Raw genomic sequence first — 22,691 nt, forward strand, 5'->3', positions numbered from 1 at the left:
AGATGAATTGGACTGACATATTCATCCGCAGGCCAGTGCTCTCCATGGTGGTGAGCGCGCTCGTATTGATTTTTGGTCTGAAGGCAATTGGTTCTTTGCCTGTAAATCAATATCCGCAAACGCAAAATGCGATTGTGACCATCACTACGGCTTACTATGGTGCTGATCCTGAAACGATTGCTGGGTTTATTACTCAGCCTCTTGAGGCATCTATAGCTCAGGCGCAAGGTATTGATTACTTATCTTCTGCCAGCGTGAGTGGAGTCTCCACCATTACTGCAACTTTGAAGTTGAACTATGACTCAAACGCTGCATTAACGCAGATACAGACTCAAATTAGTGCGGTAAAAAATCAGTTGCCACCGCAGGCACAACAACCTATTTTGACAGTGCAGGTAGGGCAATCTACTGCTGCGATGTATATGGGTTTCTACAGCGATGACATCGCCAACAATGCTATTACCGACTATCTATTACGAGTTGTAAAGCCAAAGCTGGACTCTGTTGAGGGGGTTCAGAATGCAGAGATTACTGGTGGACGTAAATTTGCCTTGCGCGCCTGGTTGGATCGAGAGAAGATGGCCGGTCTTGGTGTGGGCGCAGATGATGTTTATAACGCAATGTCAGCAAACAATTACTTGTCTGCAGTTGGAAGCACCAAAGGCGAGATGGTCTCGGTTGACTTGGTTGCTGGAACCGACTTGCATACCCTGGATGAGTTTCGCAAGTTAGTCATTAAAAAAGATGGCGTGAATATTGTGTACTTAGACCAAGTGGCCAATGTCACTATGGGTTCTGAGGACTACAACACGAACGTTGCCTTCAGCGGTAAGAGGTCAGTATTTATTGCTATTAAGGTTGCGCCGCAGGCTAACCTATTAGATGTAGCGCAGCGTGTGCGGGATGTTGTGCCAGATATTCAGAAGCAATTACCCATTGGCATGACGGGCAAGATTGTTTATGACTCTACCAAATTTATTACTAGCTCTATTGATGAAGTGGTGTCTACTTTAATAGAGGCCTTGGTGATTGTGACTGTGGTGATCTACCTCTTCTTGGGTAGTGCTCGTGCGGTTGCTGTTCCAGTAATTGCAATGCCTTTATCGCTCATTGGTACTTTCTTCCTCATGCAAGTGCTGGGTTATTCGATTAACTTGCTTACCCTTCTCGCTCTGGTCTTGGCAATTGGATTGGTGGTGGACGATGCCATCATCGTGGTGGAAAACGTTGACCGCCACATGAAAGAAGGCAAGTCACCACTAGAGGCATCTTTAATTGCTGCCCGCGAATTAGGTGGACCTATTTTGGCAATGACGGTAGTGCTGATTGCGGTGTATATCCCGATTGGCTTTCAGGGCGGTTTGACGGGTGCGCTGTTTACTGAGTTTGCCTTTACTTTGGCTAGCGCAGTAGCGGTTTCAGGCTTAATTGCCTTAACACTCTCGCCCATGATGTGTTCTCGCATCTTTACAGAAGAGCAAGAGGCTTCACCTTTTGTACAAAAGATTGATCGTATTTTTGAGAAGGTACATCACAGCTATCAAACCACTTTGCGTGATTTGCTAAGCACTTGGCAGGTCATCATCGTGATGGGTGTCATCTTGCTGGGGGGCGTAGCTTATTTGTATTCAACGGCGCGTGCTGAATTAGCGCCAACAGAAGATCAGGGTATTGTTTTGATGCAAGCATCAGGGCCTCCCAATAGTACTGTGACGCAAATGCAGACTTATGCAGATCAAATCTACGCAATTGCAGCTGCAGAACCAGAATACGAACAGGCTTTCCAGATCACGAGCCCAACTTCGAGCTTTGGCGGTATCTTGCTGAAAGACTGGGGTGAGCGCAGTCGTAACGCAACCAAGTTCCAAGAAGATATGCAGCAAAAATGGAACTCCATTGCAGGTGCACGCGTTGCCGCCTTTCAGTTTCCAGCCCTACCTGGAGCACAAGGCTTGCCTGTGCAGGTTGTTATCAATACAACAGAATCTTATGCAGCGCTAAACGAAGTTTCCCAAGCAGTGCTTGATAAAGCGCGCCGTAGTGGTAATTTCTTCTTCGTGGATTCTGATCTCAAGATTGATAAGCCACAAGATGTTTTAGAGATTGATCGAGAAAAAGTCGCTGCCTTAGGCATGACTCAGCAACAGGTCGGTTCAGCCTTATCTGCTGCTTTAGGCGGTGGATATGTGAATTACTTCTCAGTGGCTGGACGCTCTTATCGTGTGATTCCACAAGTGAAGCAAGTAGATCGTCTCAATCCAGATCAAATATTGGATTACTACATCCGTACGCCAAGTGGCGCGATGGTTCAAGCGCGCACTATCGCAACGATTAAACAAAGAGTGGTGCCGCAGTCTATTAATCACTTCCAGCAATTGAATTCAGCAACGATCTCGGGTGTAAGCACACCATTTATTTCGCAAGCGGATTTATTGGAGTTTATGCGTCAGACTCTGAAAGAGGTTGCCCCTAATGGTTACACCATGGACTATGCAGGGCCATCACGCCAATTTATGGCTGAATCGGGCGGCTTCTTAGTCACCATGTTCTTTGCGATTCTGATTGTGTTCTTGGTGCTCGCAGCACAATTTGAAAGTTTCCGGGATCCGATTGTGATTTTGGTTTCTGTGCCGCTAGCCTTATTTGGTGCCTTGATCTTTATTAATCTGGGATTCACGACCTTAAACGTTTATACCCAAGTTGGCCTGGTCACACTCATGGGCTTAATTAGTAAGCACGGTATTTTGATCGTGGAGTTTGCGAATGAGCTTCAGGAGGCGGGCCGCAGTAAGCTTGATGCTATCGTTGAAGCAAGTAGCGTCCGTTTGCGCCCGATTTTGATGACAACTGCAGCAATGGTTTTAGGCGTATTGCCTCTGGTGATTGCTTCTGGGGCGGGTGCCGCAGGACGCAAATCCATGGGCATTGTGATTTTCACTGGCCTATCAATTGGTACACTGTTTACACTCTTTGTAGTGCCAGCAATGTACTTATTTCTTGGCGCTGATCACCACGCCAAGAAATTTAGGCAGCAGTAAAAAATGAAAGACAGAAAAACTATTTAACGATATTGAGTTCTTTTTCAACAATATCGTTAAAGCAAGTTTCATTTTCTAGGCGTTGCATCCAGGTATCGATATTCTTAAGGGGTGCACGCTCGCCAGTGTGCTGTGGGAAGGTCTGATTTAGAAGAATCCAACGACTGACACACAGGGCTAGAACAATATCTCCAGTCTGAAATTGATTGCCCGCACAATAGCTTTGCTTAGACAATGTTTGATCTAGTAATCCAAGTAGCCGATTGGTTTCTTGATATCCCTTGAGAATGGATTCGTATTTACGTTCTGCCTCTGGTATTCTGGTGAGACCCAGAAATGCAATCCGTAGTGCTGGCCACATCGTGCCCAATTGCCAATCCATCCATTTCTCAGATTCGTACTGAGTCTTAATTTCTGCTGTAAAGCGCCCAGCCTGATCATGCAGACGGGCTAAATAGCGCATGATGGTATTGGATTCCCAAAGCACCACTTCACCATCTTCCAGTGTAGGTACCAAGCCATTTGGGTTGAGATTTAAAAACTCTGGAGTGTTATTGACTCCAAATTGCAGGCCAGCATCGATGCGCTCAAAGTCTTTGCCTTCTTTGAGTCCAAGCTCAGCAAGGCACCACAATACTTTTTGAACGTTAATCGAACTTTTTCGACCCCATAAACGCATCATGGTATTTCCTTACAAAGATGATTTGGTATTAGCTGGCTTTAGTTTCTGTGAAATCGAGACCAACAAATTGGCTGCGCGCAAAAATGAGGGGCTCTCGCTCGGGATGATTTTTTAAGTTAATCACTTTGGCAACAATGATGTTGTGATCACCACCTATGTGAACACAAACAGTTTCACATTCGTAATAAGCTACACAATGATCAATCTGCGTAAGTCCGCTAGCCGCAAGCTTGTGATCAATTCCCTTAAATTGATCGGTCTTCACATTAGCGAAATGCATTGCCAAATTCTCTTGAGAGCGCTCTAGCACATGAATCAGATGTTTCTTGCCAAGCTCAACCCAAGGCATGAGTCTTGAATGCTTCTTGAGACTCCAAAGAATGAGTGGTGGCTCGAGTGAGACAGTGTTGAAGGAGCTAATCGTAATGCCGTGAGAATTATTTTCCTCATCCAAGCAAGTGATAACAGTGACCCCAGTTGCAAATGATGCGAAACCTTTGCGCAGCTCTTGTGAGGTAAACGGGGTCATTAGTCTTTACTTATTTAGCTTCAGCTTTTGCTGTAGCGGTCAGTGTTGTGCCGGGAATAGGAATCAAAATTTCATTCTCTTCGGCTTTTACGCATCTGAAGCGATATTCATTGCCTGCCTTGGATAGAAAGCTGGCGCCTTCATAGAAATCATCTTTACAGGTCTTGGTGGCGAAATCCATAACATCCTGCGGTGCTGCGCTAGAGGTGATCAGGCGCATATTGCCCATGGACATATTAATTTGGGTGGAATAGCAGCCAGACAGCGCCAAGCCAGAAATCGTAGTTAATAGTAGAATTTTTTTCATGGAAACCTCCATAATCAGCAATGCTCGTTAGGATAAACCTATTAAGCAATTGCTGTGGGGAAATACCTCGTTCTAAAAGGAAGAGACATGTTTAAAGCAATATTGGTAAATAAGGATGATCAAGGGTATCGCGCAGAATTAGCCCAAGTGGATGAGGCCAGCCTCCCAGAGGGCGATGTTCGCGTAAAGGTCCTGTATTCCACTCTCAATTACAAGGATGGCCTGGCTATCACCGGCAAAGGACCAGTGGTTCGTAGCTTTCCAATGGTGCCGGGAATCGATTTTGCTGGTGAAGTGATGGAAAGCACCAGTTCCGACTTCAAGACTGGCGACATGGTGCTTCTTAACGGCTGGGGAGTTGGGGAAGGGCATTGGGGCGGCTTAGGACAGCAGGCCCGTGTGAAGGCCGATTGGTTGATTCCGCTACCCAAGGGATTTACTGCTAAACAAGCATTAGCCATTGGCACCGCAGGTTATACCGCTATGCTCTGCGTCATGGCACTACAAAAGCATGGGCTTAAGCCAAGTGATGGTGAGATTTTGGTCACTGGTGCTGCAGGCGGCGTTGGCAGCTTTGCCATCACACTTCTCAGCAAGCTAGGTTTTACTGTTGTCGCGAGTACCGGCCGTATGGCTGAAGCGGATTACCTGAAAAAATTGGGTGCAACTGAAGTAATTGATCGCGCCACCTTATCTGCTCCTGGCAAGCCATTAGCAAAAGAGCGTTGGGCTGCAGTGGTTGATAGTGTGGGTAGTCATACCCTGGCTAATGCGTGCGCGCAGACCAAGAGCGATGGTGCTGTAGCTGCTTGTGGCTTGGCTCAGGGCATGGATTTTCCTTCAAGTGTTGCACCATTTATTTTGCGCGGCGTTACTTTGTACGGCATTAATAGTGTGACTGTGCCGCGTGCAAAACGCATTGCTGCTTATGAGCAATTGAGTCAGTTGGTGGATCTGAAGACCTTAGATGAAATCTCTCATGAGATCACGCTTGAGGAGTCAATCAAATACGCGCAAGAATTAATGGCGGGTAACGTACGTGGACGTTTGATTGTCGACGTCAATAAATAAAAAAGAAGTAAAGATTGGTATTACTGCGGTGCTTGGGGTTTGCGACTTGGAAGTTGTGTCCAAACCTCAAGCTTCTCAGGATTCGTGAGATCTGACCAATCAGCAATTTCAGTCAAGGTACGATAGCAGCCACGACAGTAACCATTTTCAGGATTAATGTCACACCAATTAATGCAAGGCGATGGAACTGTTGTCAAAGCAAACCTAGAAGTAAAAAATCAATCAATAACACTAAGCCATGAATACTCAAAACAAAGCAAGTGCTGAAGCTGCAATTCATTATCCCTTAGGAGACGATCTTCCGGAAGTGGGTAGCAGCTTAGAGGTTGCGCCAGGTGTTCGCTGGATCAGAATGCGCCTGCCCTTTGCTTTAGATCACATCAATCTTTGGCTGCTGCGCGATGAAATTGATGGCGTTGCGGGTTGGACGATTGTGGACTGCGGTATTGCTAATGAAGAGACAAGAAACTCTTGGGAGCAAGTGTTTGCTACTCAGCTTGAAGGCTTACCAGTCTTGCGCGTGATAGTGACGCATATGCATCCTGACCATGTGGGTCTATCCCAATGGCTCTGTGAAAAATGGAAGGTCCCTATGTGGATTTCCATGACAGATTACTTAACTGCTCAATGGTTAAGTTGCAAAGAGGGTGGTGCTGCAGTTGGTTCACGCGCTGGCAGTGGCGGTTCTGCAGATCACTTTCAAAGACATGGTTTAACGGGCTCAGAAGATTTAGAAAAAATTCGCGGGCGCTCCAATTACTACAGCAATATGGTTCCTGGAGTGCCGCGTCAATATCGTCGCATTATTGATGGCGAATTGATTTCAATAGGTGGTCGTACCTGGCAAGTCATTATGGGCTATGGGCATGCGCCTGAGCATGCTTCACTATTTTGTAAAGATCTTGGAGTGTTGATTTCTGGAGACATGTTGTTGCCTCGCATCTCTACCAATGTAAGTGTCTATGATGCAGATCCAGATGCAGATCCGCTAGGCTTATATCTTGATTCTATTGAAAAATATTTAGTATTGCCTGAGGATGCATTGGTACTTCCTTCACACGGCAAACCATTTACTGGAATTAGGCCGCGTGTTGCGCAACTCAAAGCGCATCATGATGATCGCTTGGCGGATACTTTGGCCGCATGTAAAAAACCGGCACATGCCAGAGAGATTGTGCCGGTCTTGTTTAAACGTGAATTAGATATTCATCAACTCACATTTGCAATGGGTGAGGCTATTGCTCATCTGAATTACCTACTTCGTCGAGGAAAGTTGCGTCGCCAGCTTTGCGAGGACGGCGTGTTGCGGTTTTCCGTGGCTTAGCGCTAGTCGTTTTAGTCTTGGATTCTTCCTTTGGGGCGCTTGTTGAGCTAGCTGCAGAGCTAGCTGCTGAGACAGCATCACCAAAGGATTTGAGCGCCATCATGGTGGCATGCTGAACTTCAAGACCCTGAATAGTCGATTTGAGGATGTTGAGGTTCAAATTAAGCCAGTTTTCAACGCTTTTCAGGTCTTTAATACGCTTTTCAAGCTCATCTACATCCAAGCCAGGAAAAGCTGAAGCGAAGCCACCGGCAGCCTTAGAGGCGTCTGCCGTGAAGGGAAACTGCCCAGCCTGACCTGCGGCACCTTGTCCCCACATGGTTTTAAACATATCTAGGCTTTGATTGAATTCTGGAATGGTTCCAAACATAGGGGCTCCGGGGTAAATGAAAAGTGGCTTTTCCAATAGAATAAGGGATTCTAGAGATTAACCCCGGTTTAACAATGCAATCTAATGGTTTGTCCCAGCCCTATACCCGTGGTCAAAAGCTTCCCGAGCTTTTGAAGCAGCGCATCCTCATTTTGGATGGCGCCATGGGCACCATGATTCAGCAATACAAGTTAACTGAAGCCGACTATCGCGGTTTGCCGGGAAATACCCGATTTGCCGATCATCCTGGCGATATCAAAGGTAACAATGAGCTCTTAGTTTTGACTCAGCCGCAAATTATTAGCAAGATCCATGAGCAATATTTGGATGCTGGCGCAGACATTATTGAAACCAATACTTTTGGTGCAACCTCAGTGGCGCAAGAGGACTACAAAATGGCTGGCTTGGCTCGTGAGATGAATGAAGTCTCTGCCAAATTAGCGCGCGCAGCTTGTGAAAAATATAGCACCCCAGAAAGACCGCGTTTTGCTGCGGGCGCGATTGGTCCTACACCAAAGACGGCAAGTATTTCACCAGATGTTAATGATCCAGGTGCGCGCAATGTAACCTTTGATGCATTGCGTGCTTCGTATCGTGAGCAGATTGAAGGATTGTTTGCGGGTGGCGTCGACTTATTTTTAGTTGAAACCATTTTTGATACGCTCAATGCCAAAGCGGCACTCTTTGCCCTCGATGAATTTTTTGAAGAGACCGGTGAGCGTTTGCCGGTAATGATTTCTGGAACAGTGACCGATGCATCTGGCCGTATTTTGTCAGGTCAAACAGTTGAGGCGTTCTGGAATAGTTTGCGCCACATCAAGCCACTCACCTTTGGTTTGAACTGTGCATTAGGTGCTGCTTTAATGCGCCCTTATATTGCAGAGCTAGCAAGAATTTGCGATGCCGCAGTGTCTTGTTACCCCAATGCGGGCTTGCCTAACCCGATGAGTGATACGGGCTTTGATGAGACTCCAGAAATCACCTCTAGCCTAGTAGATGGTTTTGCCAAAGATGGCTTGGTCAATTTAGTAGGTGGCTGCTGCGGCACAACACCTGATCACATTCGCGCAATTGCTAATGCGGTTGCCAAACGGAAGCCACGCGCTTTCTATCGCGAGAATGCGGAGGTACCAGCATGAGCAAGATAGAGAAAAAAGCGATGCCAGCAATGAAGCTTTCTGGCCTTGAGCCATTTAACGTTACAGCAGATGTTGGCTTCGTCAATATTGGTGAGCGTACCAATGTCACTGGCTCAAAAGCATTTTCTAGGATGATTTTGAATAATCAATTTGATGAGGCGCTCGTAGTGGCGCGTCAGCAGGTTGAGAATGGCGCACAGGTCATCGACATCAATATGGATGAAGCGATGTTGGATTCTGAGGCGGCGATGACACGCTTCCTCAACTTAATCGCTTCTGAGCCTGATATTGCTCGTGTTCCCATCATGATCGACTCCTCCAAGTGGAGCGTGATTGAAGCGGGTCTGAAGTGTATTCAAGGTAAGCCAATTGTGAACTCGATCTCCTTAAAAGAGGGTGAGGAGTCCTTCAGAAAGCAAGCGCGTTTAATCCGTCGTTATGGTGCTGCCTCAGTGGTGATGGCTTTTGACGAGGTAGGGCAAGCTGATACCTTTAAGCGTAAGACAGAAATCTGTCAGCGCTGCTATGAGATCTTGGTAAACGAGATTGGCTTCCCAGCAGAAGACATTATTTTTGATCCGAATATTTTTGCAATCGCTACTGGTATTGAAGAGCACGACAACTATGCGGTCGACTTTATTAATGCCACCCGCTGGATTAAAGAAAATCTACCGGGTGCTAAGGTTAGCGGCGGCGTTTCCAATGTGAGCTTCTCATTCCGCGGTAATGATCGTGTGCGCGAAGCGATTCATACGGTGTTCTTGTATCACGCCATTCAGGCTGGCATGGACATGGGTATTGTGAACGCTGGTCAGTTGGGTGTTTACGCTGATTTGGATCCTGAGTTGCGTGAGCGTGTTGAGGACGTTGTTCTCAATCGCTTTAAAGAAAAAGATGGCAAAACACCTACCGAGCGTTTGCTCGATATTGCTGATCAATTTAAGGGCGGTGGCGCTAAGCAAGTAGAAAATCTGGTATGGCGCGAAGCCCCAGTACGCGAGCGTCTAACGCATGCCCTAGTGCATGGCATCACCACCTTTATCGAAGAAGACACCGAAGAGTTGCGCGCAGAAATTATGGGCGCTGGCGGCAGACCTATTGAGGTCATTGAAGGCCCTCTGATGGATGGTATGAATGTCGTGGGCGACTTGTTTGGTGCGGGCAAGATGTTCTTGCCTCAGGTAGTCAAAAGCGCCCGCGTGATGAAACAAGCGGTTGCCATCTTGATTCCGTACATCGAAGAAGAAAAGCGCCAACATATTGCAGCAGGCGGTGAAGCCAAAGCTAAGGGCAAGATTGTCATGGCAACCGTGAAGGGCGACGTGCACGATATCGGTAAAAATATTGTGACTGTTGTTCTGCAATGTAACAACTTTGAAGTAGCCAATATGGGTGTGATGGTTCCTTGTGCAGAGATTCTCAAGCGTGCCAAAGAAGAGAATGCAGATATTGTTGGTTTATCTGGATTGATTACACCTTCGCTAGAAGAAATGACTTATGTTGCGCAAGAGATGCAACGTGATGATTGGTTCCGTGAACGTCAAATTCCGCTGATGATTGGTGGCGCAACAACTTCACGTGTTCACACAGCGGTGAAGATTGCCCCACACTACGATGGCCCTGTGGTGTATGTGCCTGACGCATCTCGTTCAGTTTCAGTGGCTTCTAGCCTGCTTTCGGATGAGAGCGCTAAGAAATTTATTCAAGATTTGCGTGACGACTATGTACGCATTCGTGAACAGCACGCCAATAAGAAAGCGGCGCCAACAATTTCTTTAGAGGCAGCGCGCAAGAACCGCGAGATGATCGACTGGTCTGCTTATGTTCCAGAGAAGCCGAAGTTCATTGGCCGTCGCGTATTTAAAAACTTTGCACTGAGCGATATTGCTAAATATATTGACTGGACACCATTCTTTCAGACTTGGGACTTAGCAGGCAAATTCCCCGCAATCCTGGATGATGAAATTGTTGGTGTGGAAGCTCGCAAAGTATTTGCTGACGCTCAAGCCTTACTTGATAAGTTGATTAAGGGGCAATGGCTACAAGCCGATGCAGTAGTGGCTCTCTATCCTGCTAATACCGTTGGCGATGATATCGTTTTGTATAGCGATGAAGCACGCGAGCATCCTTTATTCGTGTGGCACAACTTGCGTCAACAATCCGAGCGTCCAGTTGTAGAGGGTGTACGCAGACCTAATCGTTGTCTGGCTGATTACGTTGCGCCAAAAGATTCTGGCGTTGCTGATTACCTGGGTTGTTTTGCAGTGACCACCGGTCATGGTGTTGAAAAGAAAGTGGCTGAGTTTCAGGCAAAGCACGATGACTACAGCGCCATTATGTTGAAGGCCTTGGCTGACAGATTAGCTGAAGCTTTTGCTGAGCTGATGCACCATCGAGTGCGTACAGACTTATGGGGCTATGCAACAGATGAGATTTTGTCAAACGATCAAATGATCAATGAAGAATACCGCGGTATTCGTCCGGCACCTGGTTACCCAGCCTGCCCTGCACATGAAGTTAAAGAGGATTTATTACGAGTCATTGGCTCTGAAGATATTGGCATGACTCTGACCGAGTCAATGGCCATGAATCCAGCTTCAAGCGTGAGCGGTTTCTATCTTGCCCATCCGGATGCGCGCTACTTTAATGTGGGCAAGCTATCCGATGATCAGGTTGAAGACTTGGCTAAGCGCCGTGGGCAAAGTATTGAGGACACCCGTCGCCAGCTAGCGAGCTTGCTTGATTAAACGCCCCACATAACGGGCTCGTCTTTGGCTTTGGACTGCTTCATGAGCTCTAGGAACGGGTAGGCTCGCTGCCCAAGGCGATCGGCCAGCTTAGGCTTCTCAGCGCCCTTCTCGGACTCGTCATTTGCTTTAGCCCGCTCCTCAAGATCTTTGAGGATGGCAGTTTCTAGGGCAGTGATGAGGTCAGGAAGTTGCTCAACGGTCAAAATTCCGCGAGGCTCCAGGGGGCGCCCCAAAATATCAAAAATTCGTTTAGTCAGATCCGCCAGCATGATGACATCTGGACCAGCCTTTGAGCGAAATTGATAGATCATTTCGATAGCTTACCACCTGATAAACTCACTTATCTATGTTGTTAACCAATAAAAATCGTTTAATTGAAATGCTGAGTGCTGCACTTGCAGGCTTGGCTCAGGAGTGCGACCTAGGGGAGGCTCCTACCCCCCGTTTGGAGCGTCCCAAGGCTGTTGACCATGGTGATGTCGCTTGTAATATCGCCCTTCAGCTAGCAAAGGCTTGGAAGCTGAACCCGCGTGAGCTGGCACAGGCTTTGGTAGAGCGCTTGCAGCAGCAAGTAGGCTTTAATGAGCTGATTGCATCCTGTGACATCGCTGGCCCTGGCTTCATTAATTTCCGCCTTAGCAATGCTGCTAAGACTGCTGTAGTTCAGGAGATCCTTTCTGCGGGAGCTCATTTTGGCGAGTCTGTGCAGGACGGTCGGTCTGCGCCAAGCGCCATGATTGAGTTTGTCTCCGCCAATCCAACCGGCCCATTGCATGTAGGTCACGGTAGACAAGCAGCGCTGGGCGATGCCTTAGCTAATCTATTGGCTACCCAGGGAATCAAAGTTCATCGTGAGTTTTATTACAACGATGCCGGTGTGCAGATTGCGAATTTAGCCTTGTCTGTTCAAGCACGCTTACAGGGTTTGAAGCCAGGTGATGCCAAGTGGCCTGAGCAGGCATATAACGGTGAATATATTGCGGAGATTGCTAGCGCATTTAAATCTTCTCCAGAATTTAAAGATGATCTTGAAGCTATTCGCCAATTTGCGGTTGCTTATTTGCGTAATGAACAAGACATTGATTTAAAAACTTTTGGCGTGAAATTTGATTGCTATTACTTAGAGTCCTCTCTATATACCGACGGTAGTGTTGCACAAATTGTTGGCGACTTACAAAGCATTGGCAAGACCTATGAATCCGAAGGCGCGCTCTGGTTGAAGAGTACGGATGATGGTGACGATAAAGATCGCGTGATGCGTAAGTCAGATGGTAGCTTTACCTACTTTGTGCCTGATGTGGCGTATCACACCAGCAAGTGGAATCGCGGCTTTCAGAAAGTGATTAATGTGCAGGGTAGCGACCACCACGGCACCATTGCCCGTGTACGATCGGGCCTGCAAGGTGTAGCGCAGAAGCGCGGCTGGGATATTCCTAAAACGTATCCAGAGTATGTGCTGCATAAGATGGTTACGGTTATGCGCCATGGTGAAGAAGTCAAAATTTCTAAGCGTGCGGGCTCATATGTCACTGTGCGTGATTTGGTTGAATGGTCTGGTGGCGTTACTCCAGAGATGACGCCTGAAGAGCGGGAGTTAGCTTTGCAACGTGGTCGCGATGCTGTGCGCTTTTTCTTGATCTCACGTAAAGCAGATACTGAATTTGTTTTTGATATTGATTTAGCCTTGCAGCAAAATGATGAGAACCCAGTGTTCTACGTTCAGTATGCGCATGCAAGAATTAATTCAATCTTGCAGCAGTGGGGTGGTCAAATATCGGATTTGGCTGCGGCCGATTTATCGCTCTTACAAAGTAAAGCATCGGATCATTTACTGCGTCGTTTGGCAGAATACCCAGAAGTTCTGACCGCTGCTGCCGAAGAATTAGCGCCGCATGCCTTGGCTTTTTACCTGCGTGACTTAGCGGGCGATTTCCATGCCTTCTATAACGCGGATCGCGTCTTGGTTGACGATCAAAACTTAAAGCAAGCGCGTCTTGCATTGCTATTAGCAGCCCGCCAAGTTCTGCAAAATGGCTTAAAAGTACTCGGGGTATCGGCGCCAATAAAGATGTAATGGCGAGGTATGAAGTGAAGATGTAAGATGAGGAAATGATGAAAATACCGAATCAACAAAACTCCCAATACGGCGGCACTATTCTCGGCTTTATTTTGGGTTTAGGCGTCGGTCTTGGAATCGCCTTTGTCATTGCCTTTTATCTTTCTAAAAATACCCCTCAAGAAAGACCGGGGATGCGTGCCCCTAGTCTGCCTTTGACTATTAAACCTTCTGCGGCACCTGCTGAAGGTGAAGCGGGCTCTCCTGCTGAACCAGTTGATTTAAATAAGCCGCTCCAGGGTAAATCACCCGCCCCTGCATCACCCGATCCGATTGGAGATTTGGTAAATGGCAAGAAAACTGCTGATAAGCCAGCGGACGCATCCCCTGCAAGCAAATCAGACTCCATTTATTTCTTGCAAGTGGGCGCGTTTACAAAGCGTGCTGATGCAGATGCGCAAAAAGCGAATTTAGCAATCCAGGGAATTCAGGCTCAGCTTAGCGAAGTTACGAGTGATGGCAATACCCTCTGGCGCGTGCGGGTAGGTCCATATAACAGCGTTGAAGAGAGCAACTCAGTGCGAGACAAATTGAGTAGCATTGGCATTAAACCAACTTTAATCAAATCCAGTAAATCATGATTTCATTCAGCAAAAGATTCATTACTTTATTAGCACTGCTTTCTTTAAGTGGCTTTGTTAGTGCACAAACTCAAAAAATCGAAGAAGGCTTTGATTACCGCATATTGCCAGTTGCACAGCCGGTCGAAACCAAGGGAAAAGTAGAGGTTATTGAATTCTTTTGGTACGGCTGCCCGCATTGCTACGACTTTGAGCCAGAGCTCAGTAGCTGGGTAAAGCGCCAGCCTAAGGATGTTCTCTTCAAAAGAGTCCCCGTAGCTTTCCGTGATGACTTCTTGCCCCATAGCCAAATGTATTACGCGCTCGAATCGATGGGCAAAGCTGATGCTCTAAACGAAAAAGTCATGTACGCAATACATAAAGAAAATAAGCACCTCTTGACGGAGACGGAGATCGCGGATTGGGTCGCATCTCAAGGGGTTGATCGTAATACTTTCTTAGCAACTTATCGTTCTTTTGCAGTAGTTTCTAAAGCGCGTGCCGCTAAGCAATTAACCGAAGCCTATCGTATTGATGGAGTGCCGACGATTGTGATGCAGGGCAAGTATGTGACATCACCATCCATTGCTGGATCTAAAGCTAAAGCAATTGCAGTAATGGATTATCTAGAAGAGAAAATTCGTAAAGACAAGTACAAGCAGTAACTTAAAAATAGGTTGCTGCGTAATGCTTTAGCGCCGCTTAAATTTTGACGAAGCGGCGCACAATCCAAAAGTAGATTGGGTAAGGCAAGATTCTCAGAAACTTTAAGAATCTTGTGAATCGCTTGGGGAAGTGAATATCGAATTCCCCCTTCTGAATACCGGTCAATATCTCGCTGGCTGCTTCCTCGGCACTAATTAAAGCTGGCATTTCAAAGTCATTTTTTGCAGTAGCCTCAGTAGCCACAAATCCTGGCGAGATCATGTGCACGCTGACTCCTGTCGGCAGCAAGTCGTAATATAAGTTCTCGCAAAAGTTAATGATGGCAGCTTTACTTGGGCCATATGCCAAAGCTTTTGGCAGGCCGCTATACCCTGCAACGCTACCCACGATGGCAATATGTCCCGAGTGAGCCTTTAGCATCTCTGGCATCACTAATGCAACTGCTCTCATAGGCCCCAGAAGATTTGCATCGATTGTTTTTTCAGCAATCTTGAAATCAAAATAAGCTGCTCGCAATGGGGTGTATACGCCCGATACAAAGAGCAGGAGATCAATTCCGTGCCAGGCGTTCAAAATTGTTTTATAGCCATCCTGGAGTTGCGCATCATCGGTAACGTCGATAGGAATGACTAGGCTTTGTTCAATCGTTCCAGTGAGGGCAATTTCATTTAATCGTTCAGCTCTTCGGCTGGAAAGTGCTACTTTAGCGCCCTTGAGAAGAAGGGTTTTCGCACAAGCTTCGCCAATGCCGCTGGATGCGCCTATGACCCAGACTCTTTTGCCTGAAAAGTGGTCTATTCCGCTTTGTTTCATGTGCCTAGTGCATCAGAAGATGCTGGTGATGGTTGATGACTCAGAGTGAATTGCACTACGTCGATATTATGCTCAGTAAAGCCGGCGGCGCAATACATGAGGTAGAAGTTCCAAAGGCGTATGAATGCTTCATCAAAGCCAAGTTGACGTACTTCTTGCAGTTTTTGATTAAAGCTATCGCGCCACAAGCAAAGAGTTCTTGCGTAATCTCCGCCAAAGGCGAACTCGTCATCAATTCGCAATCCAGCTTTAGCAGCGCTTGCTTTAAAGCTTGCTCTAGAGGGCAGCATACCTCCAGGAAATACATACTGCTGAATAAAGTCAGTATTGCGCCTGTATCGATCAAAAAGATCTTCTGCAATCACAATCGTCTGGATGCAAGCTTTGCCACCTGCTTTGAGACAATCAGCAATCGTTTCAAAATACTCTGGCCAATGCTTTTCTCCGACTGCTTCAAACATTTCGACGGAAGCAATACCATCAAATTTTTCTTGGCAATCACGATAGTCTTGAAGGCGGACTTCAAATCCAGGGGGGTTGGCAACTTGAGCTTGCACTTCTAGCAAACGTTTCTCTGCAAATACTTTTTGCTCTGTAGAAAGAGTTAGGCCAGTAATAGCTCTATTGTTACGAAGAGATTCCTCCATGACGCCACCCCAGCCACAGCCAATTTCAAGTATGTGATCCCCTGGTGCAGTTTTTAAAGAATCTAGAATGCGTCCAATCTTTGCGCGCTGTGCATCAGCTAGGACTTGCTGACTGCCTTCAGAAAACCAGGCGCTCGAGTAACTCATCGTGGGGTCAAGCCACAGCGTATAAAAAGCATTACCCAGGTCATAGTGCGCATGAATATTCTTGCGGCTTCCCGCTTTGCTGTTATCTCGCAACCAGTGTTTTAGACGGTAAAAAATTGATCCATACCAATTGCCGTAAATGGCTTTTTCTAAAATAGTTCGGTTGCGTATGGCTAACTCAAGCAGTGCTTTGAGGTCTGGAGTATTCCATTTGCCTTGAATATAGCTCTCGGCAAAACCAATATCTCCATGGGACATGATCTCTTTAAATACAGACCACTCTAAGATATGAATTTCAGCATGCAATTGATCACTTTGAATGCCAAACTCCCGCTTCTCGCCATTGGGAAGGGTGAGTTTTAAATGACCACTGCTTAGCTTTGTCAGGAGGGTTAGGAGTGCCTTAGCCTTAATTTGGTGTTGCGGCGAAGCGCTATCTCGTCCTTGTGGACGAGAAAAATTGAGTCTGGAGAGAAGGGATTGTCCTGGGCGATTCATCTGCTAACTTCAAGTTCTGGTGGTTTAGGCTTTGAGTGAAAGGGTACACCTTTTACCCACAATTTCAATGCTTGCCAATGTATTCGGAAAATGACACCCAAGCTCATTAATGGGTAGCGTAGTAGTGCCAGCATGATATTGGCGCGACTGAGTGGGCGGCTGGTGCCGCTAATGCTGGTGTTGATGAGGGGTTGGCCGTCCTCATGAAGCTCAATGCGACAGACATTATTCTTACCACTACTACTATCTTGCGGAAATAAGAAGCGGAAATGGTAATCGCCACGTACCGCACAAAATGGTGAAACGTGAAATACCTTTTTACTGCTAAGTGTTTCGCCCGAGTGCAATGCTTCACCCGAATCTTTGTGAAGTAAATAGCAATGACGCTCACCAAAGGTATTGTTAACTTCAGCCAGTACCGCCTGTACTTTGCCATCGGCGCGCGTGCAGATCCAAAAGCTCACTGGATTAAAGACGTAACCCAATACCCTAGGAAAGGTCTGTAGCCAAATTTCTCCATCGACATGTTGCACATGATTGTCTGCAAGAATCTTTTCGATCCAAGCAAGGCTATTGGATTCTCCGAGGCCGTGGTCTTTATCAAAAAATGCGCAAAGACCCCAACGGTTATCACTTAAGCCATTTTGATTCAGTAAATTCGGGTTGGCATTGCGAGTACGCATAGGGATGGAGATGGTGAAAACCCCATAACCAAAGGCATTCTTAGCCGGCCTTAAGCGCTGGTGTTTTACTACTCCAAAGTTAATCTTGGCGCCTGACATCAACTACACATCTTGTTTGGTTTTGATCGGTTGACGAATGCTTTCAATTAAAGCTTCTGCCACTAATTCTCCGGAGCGTAAACCATCTTCATGAAACCCAAATCCCGTCCAGGCGCCGCAATACCAAATAGAGGATGTGCCCTGAATTAGGGGTAGCTCCTTCTGGGCTTGAATCGCACTCATATCAAAGACAGGGTGTGAATAGTGAATCTCTTGATGTACAAGTTTTGGATCTGGCTCTTCCGAGGGATTTAAGCTCACAATAATTTGGGTGTCTTGAAGTTGAACTGGTAGAGGTTGCAGACGATTAATTAAGTAGTGTACGCTGACATGTTGTTTTGTATTGGGTTTAGCGCCGGATTTAGCGGTGTAATTCCACGCAGCCCAGCAACGTTTTGCATCTGGCAAGAAACGAATATCGGTATGTAATATTGCTCGATTCTTTTGGTATGGAACTGATGCCAGGATATTTCTTGATTGTTGGTCAATGCCATGAACTAAATCTAATGTTTGGTCGCTGTGACAAGCCATGATGACTTCATCGAAATGAGCCGAGCCAGCCTGACTGATAACCTCAACTGGCCCGACATCATGACCTGTATTCACCCTCAGGACACAGTCCCTTTTAATGGCCACCCCATGCGTTTCTAGTGCTGTCACAAGGCGCTTTACATATTCTCGTGAGCCACCCTTGATAGTCAACCATTGCGGGCGATTTTGGATTTGCAAAAGGCCGTGGTTATGGCAAAAGCGCACCATGGTTTGAATAGGGAACTCGAGCATCTGTTCGACTGAACAAGACCAGATGGCGCCGATCATGGGTAGAAAGTAATTCTCTTTAAAGCTTTGGCTAAAGCGATGACGTTTTAAAAAATCGGCAATTTTTTCATCAGGCTCTTTGTATTGATGACCAGCTTCAATTTGGTCATGTGCTAACTGAGTGGCCAAACGATTAAAACGCATGATGTCATAAGCCATTCTCCAAAATGATGGAGATAGGAGATTGGATCTTTGTCCAAAAAAAGAATTGATGTCGTTACCAGCCCATTCAATCTTTTTCCCCGCCCCAGATTTACTGGCGGTATCAATCGATACAGAAAAAGACATTTCTGAGGGGGCTACTGGCGCTTGAATTTCTTCGAATAAACGAACGAGCCGTGGATAAGTCTTACGGTTAAATACCAAGAAACCAGTGTCTACACCGTGTGTGATTTCATTTCCACCGATATTGCAAGTGATATCAACAGTATTGCTGTGGCCACCAATGTGATCGCCAGCTTCATACAAGGTGATTTCAAATTCAGGATGTTGTCTTAAGGCGTAGGCACAGCCTAACCCAGAGATGCCTGCGCCAATAATGGCAATTCTTTTTTTACTCACTGAGCTTTTTCTCCTAAAAGCTTTTCAATTTCATTTATAACGCTGGTGCTCGTGGGTTTAGTAACGCTTCCAAACGAATCAACCACATTACCGTTTCGATCGATTAAATATTTATAAAAATTCCATTTTGGGGTTGTGCCAGTTTTGGCTATCAATATCTTAAATAATGGGTTAGGGTTGCTGCCGGAAACCGTGCTCTTAGCAAACATCGGAAATTTCACGTCATAGGTGTTCTTGCAGAAATCGGCAATCTCTTTATTGCTACCAGGTTCCTGTTGTCCAAAGTCATTAGAAGGAAAGCCCAGAATGACAAAGCCTTGATCTTTATATTTGGCGTAAATCTTCTCAAGACCTTCATATTGGCTGGTAAAGCCGCAAAAGCTGGCTGTATTGACTACCAATATGACTTTCCCTTGATATTGGCAAAGGTTTTGCGGCGCTTCATCCTGCAAGCGAGGAAAAGTATGGGAGAGCAGGGGGCTGCAAGTCGGCGCAGCATTGGCAAGCTGAAATCCAGATAAGAATGCAATTAGCCCAAATAGGCAGTTCATTACAAAACGGGGCATATTGCACCTTTTTTATTCACGAGTGAGAAGCCAAGTCTAAGACATTCTGGGTAATATCGCTGGCCTCGCAAGATTGCCATTAATATTGGGTTATGAGTCATTTGCCACCCCCTTCTTTTGAAGCAAAAGTCTGCTCACCAGAACAGCTTGCTACTGGCCTGGAAAATCTTCCTAGACCATTGGTCTTTACTAATGGAGTCTTCGATATCCTGCACCGTGGCCATGCCAGTTATTTGGCCCAGGCTCGTGCCCTAGGGGCTAGCTTGGTGGTGGGCGTAAATTCTGATGCCTCAGTGAAGATGTTGGGTAAAGGCGATGACAGACCCATTAATGCAGAGGCTGATCGCCAGGCTTTATTGGCTGCATTAGAAAGCGTGGATATGACTGTGTTGTTTACCGAACAAACGCCAGTCAATTTGATTGAAAAAATTCGTCCTGATATTTACGTCAAGGGTGGTGATTACGATATCGACACTTTGGCAGAAACCCATTTGGTAAAAAGTTGGGGTGGTAAAGCAGTTGCGATACCTTTCCTATATGAGCGATCAACTACAAGCCTGTTGGGTAAGATCCGCTCTTAGAGGTTTTGCAGTAACCACGCCCAGATACCGCGAAGTACTAATCCTTCAGTTACTTCCACGGATTGCTTGATTGGTAAATTAGTTTTTGTAATTTCTTGCGCTAGGACTTTGGCGTTGCCGCCATCAAGCCAAATTTTTTCGATGGGAAAATTTAACTCTTTTGCATGTTGTATGCCATAGAGGATTGCACCAATTTGCGCCGCATCACATCCTCCGATAATTGCGTCATTGGTAGAGCATCCAAATCCATGATGTTCCGCACGCTTCGCCAAGCCTAACTGTGCAGTATTACTTGCCAGACTTTCTTGCATTAATCCTAAGCCAGGCAAAATCCATCCGCCGTAATGTACGCCGTTAGAACCCAATAAGTCGATGGTGGTGGCAGTACCGGCATTCACAATCAAGGTGTTTTTATTTGATAAGGCGCGTGCCCCAATCAGAGCGGCCCAGCGGTCAGCGCCGAGCTTGCTGGGATCTTGATACAGGCTACGCATTCCTGTGTAAGCACTATTGCCAGCAAGTTGTTTCCAATCCAGGTCATTCCATTGCGGGAACAGTGATTTGAGATTGGCAATCGCTTCCTGGCCAGCAACGCAGGCAAAGCCAATAGCTGCAGGCTTCGGTAAGGTTTTAGCAATATAGTCAGCCAACTCAGCTCGATGTTCTGCTGATTGCAAAGACTTGCTACTAATAGAGCCTGAGTATGCCCATAACTTTTTTTGTTGAGCGCTAGGATTTTGTGTTGACTCCACAGCTGCCCACTTCAGGCGCGTGTTACCAACATCAAAAAATAAATAAAGGCTCATGATTGAATCCGCAATGAAAAATCACCCGCATGAATGGCGATGATTTTGTTTTCTTGTTGCAATAGTAATGCCCCTGTCCCATCTACACCTTTTGCAATGCCATGAATAGGATCCTTACCAGCGCCCGAAATGTACACGGCCTGATCTCGATATGCATCCCAGCCCATCCAGCGTTCTTTGTAGGACTTAAATCCATGCAGGTCAAATTCGGCAAGACTGTGTTCGAGTGAAGCAATCAGTTTGAGCCAGAGATATTCTGTATCAGGGAGTGATTTTGTCAGTTGAGCAAGTGAACCCACTTTCAGGCCCGTATCTAGATTTGCTTCAATTGCTTCTGGATTGCGCAAGTTAATGCCAACCCCAATAATCATCCAAGTAGGATCACCCGCTTTTGCTTGGCCGCCCTCAATCAGGATGCCGCCAAGTTTACGGTTGTTTAGTAATAAGTCATTGGGCCATTTCAGTTGCAGGCCAGCCTCTTGAAGGGCTTTCTCACTTAGATTGCAAGCTTGTGCAATACCTTCTATCACTGCAAGGCCAACTAATAAGCTGAGTCCGCTGAGTTCGGCCGGAGTTCTTTTAAATGAAAATGCGAGAGAGAAGCAAAGAGAGTCCTCGGGGTTGGCTAGCCATGCTCGGCCTGCCCTGCCTTTGCCCGCAGTTTGTTTGTGGGCAATCCGAGCCACCGGATCAATGAGTTCCCCTGCACGCCAGCGACTCATCAGATCGTCATTGGTGGATCTAGTCTCGGTAACGCGCTCAAGGATGCAATTTGCAGTCATTCCGCCATTGTAGAAAGGTCTGACCTAGAATTGTGGGATGGATAAAAAAGATCAACGACCTCGGAAGCTAGTATGGCCACTACAGGCTATGCCTTTAGCGAGGGCTATGAGCTTAAGCTACGCGCTTTTGATCATCTATGTAAGCCTAAACCCCTTTGACTTTGATTTTCAGAATGGGATCTCTGCTTGGGCGTGGTTGGATGCTCCCTTGCCACGTTTTATGACTTTATTTGATGTATCGGTCAATATCTTGGCTTATATTCCCTTTGGATTTTTGGTAGTGTTTGCTGCCTATCCTCGTTGGCGTAACTACGTAGCTCTTGGAATGGCCCTTAGCTTGAGTGCTGGCCTGGCACTAGGTGTAGAAACTTTGCAGTCTTGGCTGCCTACTCGCATACCGAGTCAGATGGACTGGTGGGCCAATATATTGGGAGGACTGTTAGGCGGCTTATTAGCGATTCCTCTAGGGCCACAATGGCTTTCTGGAAGCGCAATTCGTCGGCGCTTTGATCAATGGTTTGGCCTTAATTGGGCAGCGTGTGCCCTGTTCTTATTGTTTCCCTGGTCACAAATTTATCCACAAAGCTCTTGGCTTGGCACAGGTGTATGGGGCCATGCCATATTTGGCTCGGTCGATTGGGGTACTGTGGTGATTAATCAGGTTATTCAAGAGGCGGCAATCACCTCGCTATGCTGGCTTGGAGTGGCCTTGTTGCTATCTCTAGGATTGCGCACTAAAGCCCCCCAGTGGCGCATTCTCAATGGACTGCTTGGTCTAACCGTGATGGTGAAGATTCTATTTACCGCCCTTCAATTTGGCGCTGAGTTTAGTTTGATCTGGCTTACGGCTGGAGCTCTATGGGGAATGGTAATAGGCGGCATCTTATTAAGATGGACGTTAAAGCTCAAGCAAATGACTAAGTTTTGGTTAGCTTTAATTTGCTTGCTGGGAACCACAATAGCGGTCAATGTTTTGCCTGACAATCCATATTTCATTCTGACGCTCAGACACTGGTATCAAGGGCGCTTATTGCACTTTAATGAGTTGATGCAATGGGTTTCCGTAGTATGGTTACCTCTGGCACTGATTTGGATGGTTCGAAGTGCCGTGGAATTTAAACCGAAACATTGATGAAT

The 22,691-nt window shown here is 46.5% G+C and carries 23 protein-coding genes; 10 read left to right on the forward strand and 13 right to left on the reverse strand.

Features of this window, described 5'->3' with window-relative positions:
• Positions 1-2: 2 nt before the first annotated feature.
• The gene (locus AOC28_RS03720) at positions 3-3,038 is read left to right on the forward strand and encodes an efflux RND transporter permease subunit (RefSeq protein ID WP_072582630.1); all 3,036 of its coding nucleotides are present in this window, start codon (positions 3-5) and stop codon (positions 3,036-3,038) included.
• A gap of 19 nt (positions 3,039-3,057) precedes the next feature.
• Here AOC28_RS03720 and AOC28_RS03725 read toward each other — a convergent pair whose 3' ends face one another.
• The 3 genes from AOC28_RS03725 to AOC28_RS03735 are packed head-to-tail and all read right to left on the reverse strand — an operon-like array spanning position 3,058 to position 4,556.
• Entirely contained in the window at positions 3,058-3,720 is a 663-nt protein-coding gene (locus AOC28_RS03725) for a glutathione S-transferase N-terminal domain-containing protein (RefSeq protein WP_083564217.1), read from the reverse strand.
• Between the two features lie 28 nt (positions 3,721-3,748).
• Positions 3,749-4,249 (reverse strand): flavin reductase family protein, encoded by a 501-nt coding sequence (locus AOC28_RS03730; protein WP_072582631.1) that lies wholly within the window; start codon positions 4,247-4,249, stop codon positions 3,749-3,751.
• A gap of 10 nt (positions 4,250-4,259) precedes the next feature.
• Complete coding sequence (locus AOC28_RS03735; protein ID WP_072582632.1) at positions 4,260-4,556, reverse strand: hypothetical protein; 297 nt, start codon at positions 4,554-4,556, stop codon at positions 4,260-4,262.
• A gap of 87 nt (positions 4,557-4,643) precedes the next feature.
• Between AOC28_RS03735 and AOC28_RS03740 the strand changes: the two genes are divergently transcribed.
• The gene (locus AOC28_RS03740) at positions 4,644-5,627 is read left to right on the forward strand and encodes an MDR family oxidoreductase (protein WP_072582633.1); all 984 of its coding nucleotides are present in this window, start codon (positions 4,644-4,646) and stop codon (positions 5,625-5,627) included.
• Between the two features lie 20 nt (positions 5,628-5,647).
• Here the strand turns inward: AOC28_RS03740 and AOC28_RS03745 are convergent, their stop codons facing one another.
• Positions 5,648-5,824, reverse strand: a complete 177-nt coding sequence (locus AOC28_RS03745; RefSeq protein ID WP_072582634.1) for a DUF1289 domain-containing protein — start codon at positions 5,822-5,824, stop codon at positions 5,648-5,650.
• Positions 5,825-5,865: 41 nt separating this feature from the next.
• Between AOC28_RS03745 and AOC28_RS03750 the strand changes: the two genes are divergently transcribed.
• Positions 5,866-6,951, forward strand: a complete 1,086-nt coding sequence (locus AOC28_RS03750) for an MBL fold metallo-hydrolase (protein WP_072582635.1) — start codon at positions 5,866-5,868, stop codon at positions 6,949-6,951.
• Here AOC28_RS03750 and AOC28_RS03755 read toward each other — a convergent pair.
• Positions 6,863-7,321 (reverse strand): PhaM family polyhydroxyalkanoate granule multifunctional regulatory protein, encoded by a 459-nt coding sequence (locus AOC28_RS03755; protein WP_072582636.1) that lies wholly within the window; start codon positions 7,319-7,321, stop codon positions 6,863-6,865. The genes AOC28_RS03750 and AOC28_RS03755 overlap by 89 nt on opposite strands.
• Before the next feature lie 74 nt (positions 7,322-7,395).
• On the opposite strand from AOC28_RS03755, the gene AOC28_RS03760 reads away from it, so the two are divergent.
• Positions 7,396-8,460, forward strand: coding sequence for a homocysteine S-methyltransferase family protein (locus AOC28_RS03760; RefSeq protein WP_072582637.1), 1,065 nt, complete (start codon positions 7,396-7,398; stop codon positions 8,458-8,460).
• Positions 8,457-11,207, forward strand: a complete 2,751-nt coding sequence (metH, locus tag AOC28_RS03765) for a methionine synthase (RefSeq protein ID WP_072582638.1) — start codon at positions 8,457-8,459, stop codon at positions 11,205-11,207. Before AOC28_RS03760 ends, metH begins: the two co-directional genes overlap by 4 nt.
• On the opposite strand, the gene AOC28_RS03770 is transcribed toward metH, so the two are convergent.
• On the reverse strand, positions 11,204-11,521 hold the full coding sequence (locus AOC28_RS03770) for a DUF1840 domain-containing protein (protein WP_072582639.1): 318 nt from the start codon (positions 11,519-11,521) through the stop codon (positions 11,204-11,206). The genes metH and AOC28_RS03770 overlap by 4 nt on opposite strands.
• Before the next feature lie 68 nt (positions 11,522-11,589).
• On the opposite strand from AOC28_RS03770, the gene argS reads away from it, so the two are divergent.
• The 3 genes from argS to AOC28_RS03785 are packed head-to-tail and all read left to right on the forward strand — an operon-like array spanning position 11,590 to position 14,551.
• The gene (argS, locus tag AOC28_RS03775; RefSeq protein WP_348534720.1) at positions 11,590-13,284 is read left to right on the forward strand and encodes an arginine--tRNA ligase; all 1,695 of its coding nucleotides are present in this window, start codon (positions 11,590-11,592) and stop codon (positions 13,282-13,284) included.
• 35 nt (positions 13,285-13,319) lie between these two features.
• Positions 13,320-13,907, forward strand: a complete 588-nt coding sequence (locus AOC28_RS03780) for an SPOR domain-containing protein (protein WP_072582641.1) — start codon at positions 13,320-13,322, stop codon at positions 13,905-13,907.
• Positions 13,904-14,551: a thiol:disulfide interchange protein DsbA/DsbL gene (locus AOC28_RS03785; RefSeq protein WP_072582642.1), complete on the forward strand. Its 648-nt coding sequence runs from the start codon at positions 13,904-13,906 to the stop codon at positions 14,549-14,551. The genes AOC28_RS03780 and AOC28_RS03785 overlap by 4 nt, the downstream gene beginning before the upstream one ends.
• Before the next feature lie 37 nt (positions 14,552-14,588).
• On the opposite strand, the gene AOC28_RS03790 is transcribed toward AOC28_RS03785, so the two are convergent.
• Genes AOC28_RS03790 through AOC28_RS03810 form a run of 5 tightly spaced genes read right to left on the reverse strand, consistent with a single transcriptional unit; the run spans position 14,589 to position 19,385 of the window.
• Complete coding sequence (locus AOC28_RS03790) at positions 14,589-15,365, reverse strand: SDR family NAD(P)-dependent oxidoreductase (RefSeq protein WP_072582643.1); 777 nt, start codon at positions 15,363-15,365, stop codon at positions 14,589-14,591.
• Positions 15,362-16,657 (reverse strand): cyclopropane-fatty-acyl-phospholipid synthase family protein, encoded by a 1,296-nt coding sequence (locus tag AOC28_RS03795; RefSeq protein WP_072582644.1) that lies wholly within the window; start codon positions 16,655-16,657, stop codon positions 15,362-15,364. Before AOC28_RS03795 ends, AOC28_RS03790 begins: the two co-directional genes overlap by 4 nt.
• On the reverse strand, positions 16,654-17,439 hold the full coding sequence (locus AOC28_RS03800; protein ID WP_072582645.1) for a DUF1365 domain-containing protein: 786 nt from the start codon (positions 17,437-17,439) through the stop codon (positions 16,654-16,656). Before AOC28_RS03800 ends, AOC28_RS03795 begins: the two co-directional genes overlap by 4 nt.
• Before the next feature lie 3 nt (positions 17,440-17,442).
• On the reverse strand, positions 17,443-18,819 hold the full coding sequence (locus AOC28_RS03805) for an FAD-dependent oxidoreductase (RefSeq protein ID WP_072582646.1): 1,377 nt from the start codon (positions 18,817-18,819) through the stop codon (positions 17,443-17,445).
• Positions 18,816-19,385: a glutathione peroxidase gene (locus AOC28_RS03810; RefSeq protein WP_072582647.1), complete on the reverse strand. Its 570-nt coding sequence runs from the start codon at positions 19,383-19,385 to the stop codon at positions 18,816-18,818. Before AOC28_RS03810 ends, AOC28_RS03805 begins: the two co-directional genes overlap by 4 nt.
• A 92-nt stretch (positions 19,386-19,477) precedes the next feature.
• Here AOC28_RS03810 and rfaE2 point away from each other — a divergent pair, with 92 nt between their 5' ends.
• The gene (gene rfaE2, locus AOC28_RS03815) at positions 19,478-19,966 is read left to right on the forward strand and encodes a D-glycero-beta-D-manno-heptose 1-phosphate adenylyltransferase (RefSeq protein ID WP_072582648.1); all 489 of its coding nucleotides are present in this window, start codon (positions 19,478-19,480) and stop codon (positions 19,964-19,966) included.
• On the opposite strand, the gene AOC28_RS03820 is transcribed toward rfaE2, so the two are convergent.
• Positions 19,963-20,772 carry a type III pantothenate kinase gene (locus AOC28_RS03820; RefSeq protein WP_072582649.1) on the reverse strand — a complete coding sequence of 270 codons (810 nt, stop codon included), beginning with the start codon at positions 20,770-20,772 and terminating at the stop codon, positions 19,963-19,965. The genes rfaE2 and AOC28_RS03820 overlap by 4 nt on opposite strands.
• Positions 20,769-21,554 carry a biotin--[acetyl-CoA-carboxylase] ligase gene (locus AOC28_RS03825; protein ID WP_072582650.1) on the reverse strand — a complete coding sequence of 262 codons (786 nt, stop codon included), beginning with the start codon at positions 21,552-21,554 and terminating at the stop codon, positions 20,769-20,771. Before AOC28_RS03825 ends, AOC28_RS03820 begins: the two co-directional genes overlap by 4 nt.
• A 106-nt stretch (positions 21,555-21,660) precedes the next feature.
• On the opposite strand from AOC28_RS03825, the gene AOC28_RS03830 reads away from it, so the two are divergent.
• On the forward strand, positions 21,661-22,686 hold the full coding sequence (locus AOC28_RS03830) for a VanZ family protein (protein WP_237767730.1): 1,026 nt from the start codon (positions 21,661-21,663) through the stop codon (positions 22,684-22,686).
• Positions 22,687-22,691 lie beyond the last annotated feature (5 nt).

Source organism: Polynucleobacter sp. MWH-Adler-W8 (assembly GCF_001889925.1).
GTDB lineage: Bacteria > Pseudomonadota > Gammaproteobacteria > Burkholderiales > Burkholderiaceae > Polynucleobacter.

Coding starts and splice junctions, on each gene's coding strand:
- AOC28_RS03720 (WP_072582630.1), top strand. CDS start 3: ATGAATTGGACTGACATATTCATCCGCAGGCCAGTGCTCTCCATGGTG.
- AOC28_RS03725 (WP_083564217.1), bottom strand. CDS start 3,720: ATGATGCGTTTATGGGGTCGAAAAAGTTCGATTAACGTTCAAAAAGTA.
- AOC28_RS03730 (WP_072582631.1), bottom strand. CDS start 4,249: ATGACCCCGTTTACCTCACAAGAGCTGCGCAAAGGTTTCGCATCATTT.
- AOC28_RS03735 (WP_072582632.1), bottom strand. CDS start 4,556: ATGAAAAAAATTCTACTATTAACTACGATTTCTGGCTTGGCGCTGTCT.
- AOC28_RS03740 (WP_072582633.1), top strand. CDS start 4,644: ATGTTTAAAGCAATATTGGTAAATAAGGATGATCAAGGGTATCGCGCA.
- AOC28_RS03750 (WP_072582635.1), top strand. CDS start 5,866: ATGAATACTCAAAACAAAGCAAGTGCTGAAGCTGCAATTCATTATCCC.
- AOC28_RS03755 (WP_072582636.1), bottom strand. CDS start 7,321: ATGTTTGGAACCATTCCAGAATTCAATCAAAGCCTAGATATGTTTAAA.
- AOC28_RS03760 (WP_072582637.1), top strand. CDS start 7,396: ATGCAATCTAATGGTTTGTCCCAGCCCTATACCCGTGGTCAAAAGCTT.
- metH (WP_072582638.1), top strand. CDS start 8,457: ATGAGCAAGATAGAGAAAAAAGCGATGCCAGCAATGAAGCTTTCTGGC.
- AOC28_RS03770 (WP_072582639.1), bottom strand. CDS start 11,521: ATGATCTATCAATTTCGCTCAAAGGCTGGTCCAGATGTCATCATGCTG.
- argS (WP_348534720.1), top strand. CDS start 11,590: ATGCTGAGTGCTGCACTTGCAGGCTTGGCTCAGGAGTGCGACCTAGGG.
- AOC28_RS03780 (WP_072582641.1), top strand. CDS start 13,320: ATGATGAAAATACCGAATCAACAAAACTCCCAATACGGCGGCACTATT.
- AOC28_RS03785 (WP_072582642.1), top strand. CDS start 13,904: ATGATTTCATTCAGCAAAAGATTCATTACTTTATTAGCACTGCTTTCT.
- AOC28_RS03790 (WP_072582643.1), bottom strand. CDS start 15,365: ATGAAACAAAGCGGAATAGACCACTTTTCAGGCAAAAGAGTCTGGGTC.
- AOC28_RS03795 (WP_072582644.1), bottom strand. CDS start 16,657: ATGAATCGCCCAGGACAATCCCTTCTCTCCAGACTCAATTTTTCTCGT.
- AOC28_RS03800 (WP_072582645.1), bottom strand. CDS start 17,439: ATGTCAGGCGCCAAGATTAACTTTGGAGTAGTAAAACACCAGCGCTTA.
- AOC28_RS03810 (WP_072582647.1), bottom strand. CDS start 19,385: ATGCCCCGTTTTGTAATGAACTGCCTATTTGGGCTAATTGCATTCTTA.
- rfaE2 (WP_072582648.1), top strand. CDS start 19,478: ATGAGTCATTTGCCACCCCCTTCTTTTGAAGCAAAAGTCTGCTCACCA.
- AOC28_RS03820 (WP_072582649.1), bottom strand. CDS start 20,772: ATGAGCCTTTATTTATTTTTTGATGTTGGTAACACGCGCCTGAAGTGG.
- AOC28_RS03825 (WP_072582650.1), bottom strand. CDS start 21,554: ATGACTGCAAATTGCATCCTTGAGCGCGTTACCGAGACTAGATCCACC.
- AOC28_RS03830 (WP_237767730.1), top strand. CDS start 21,661: ATGAGCTTAAGCTACGCGCTTTTGATCATCTATGTAAGCCTAAACCCC.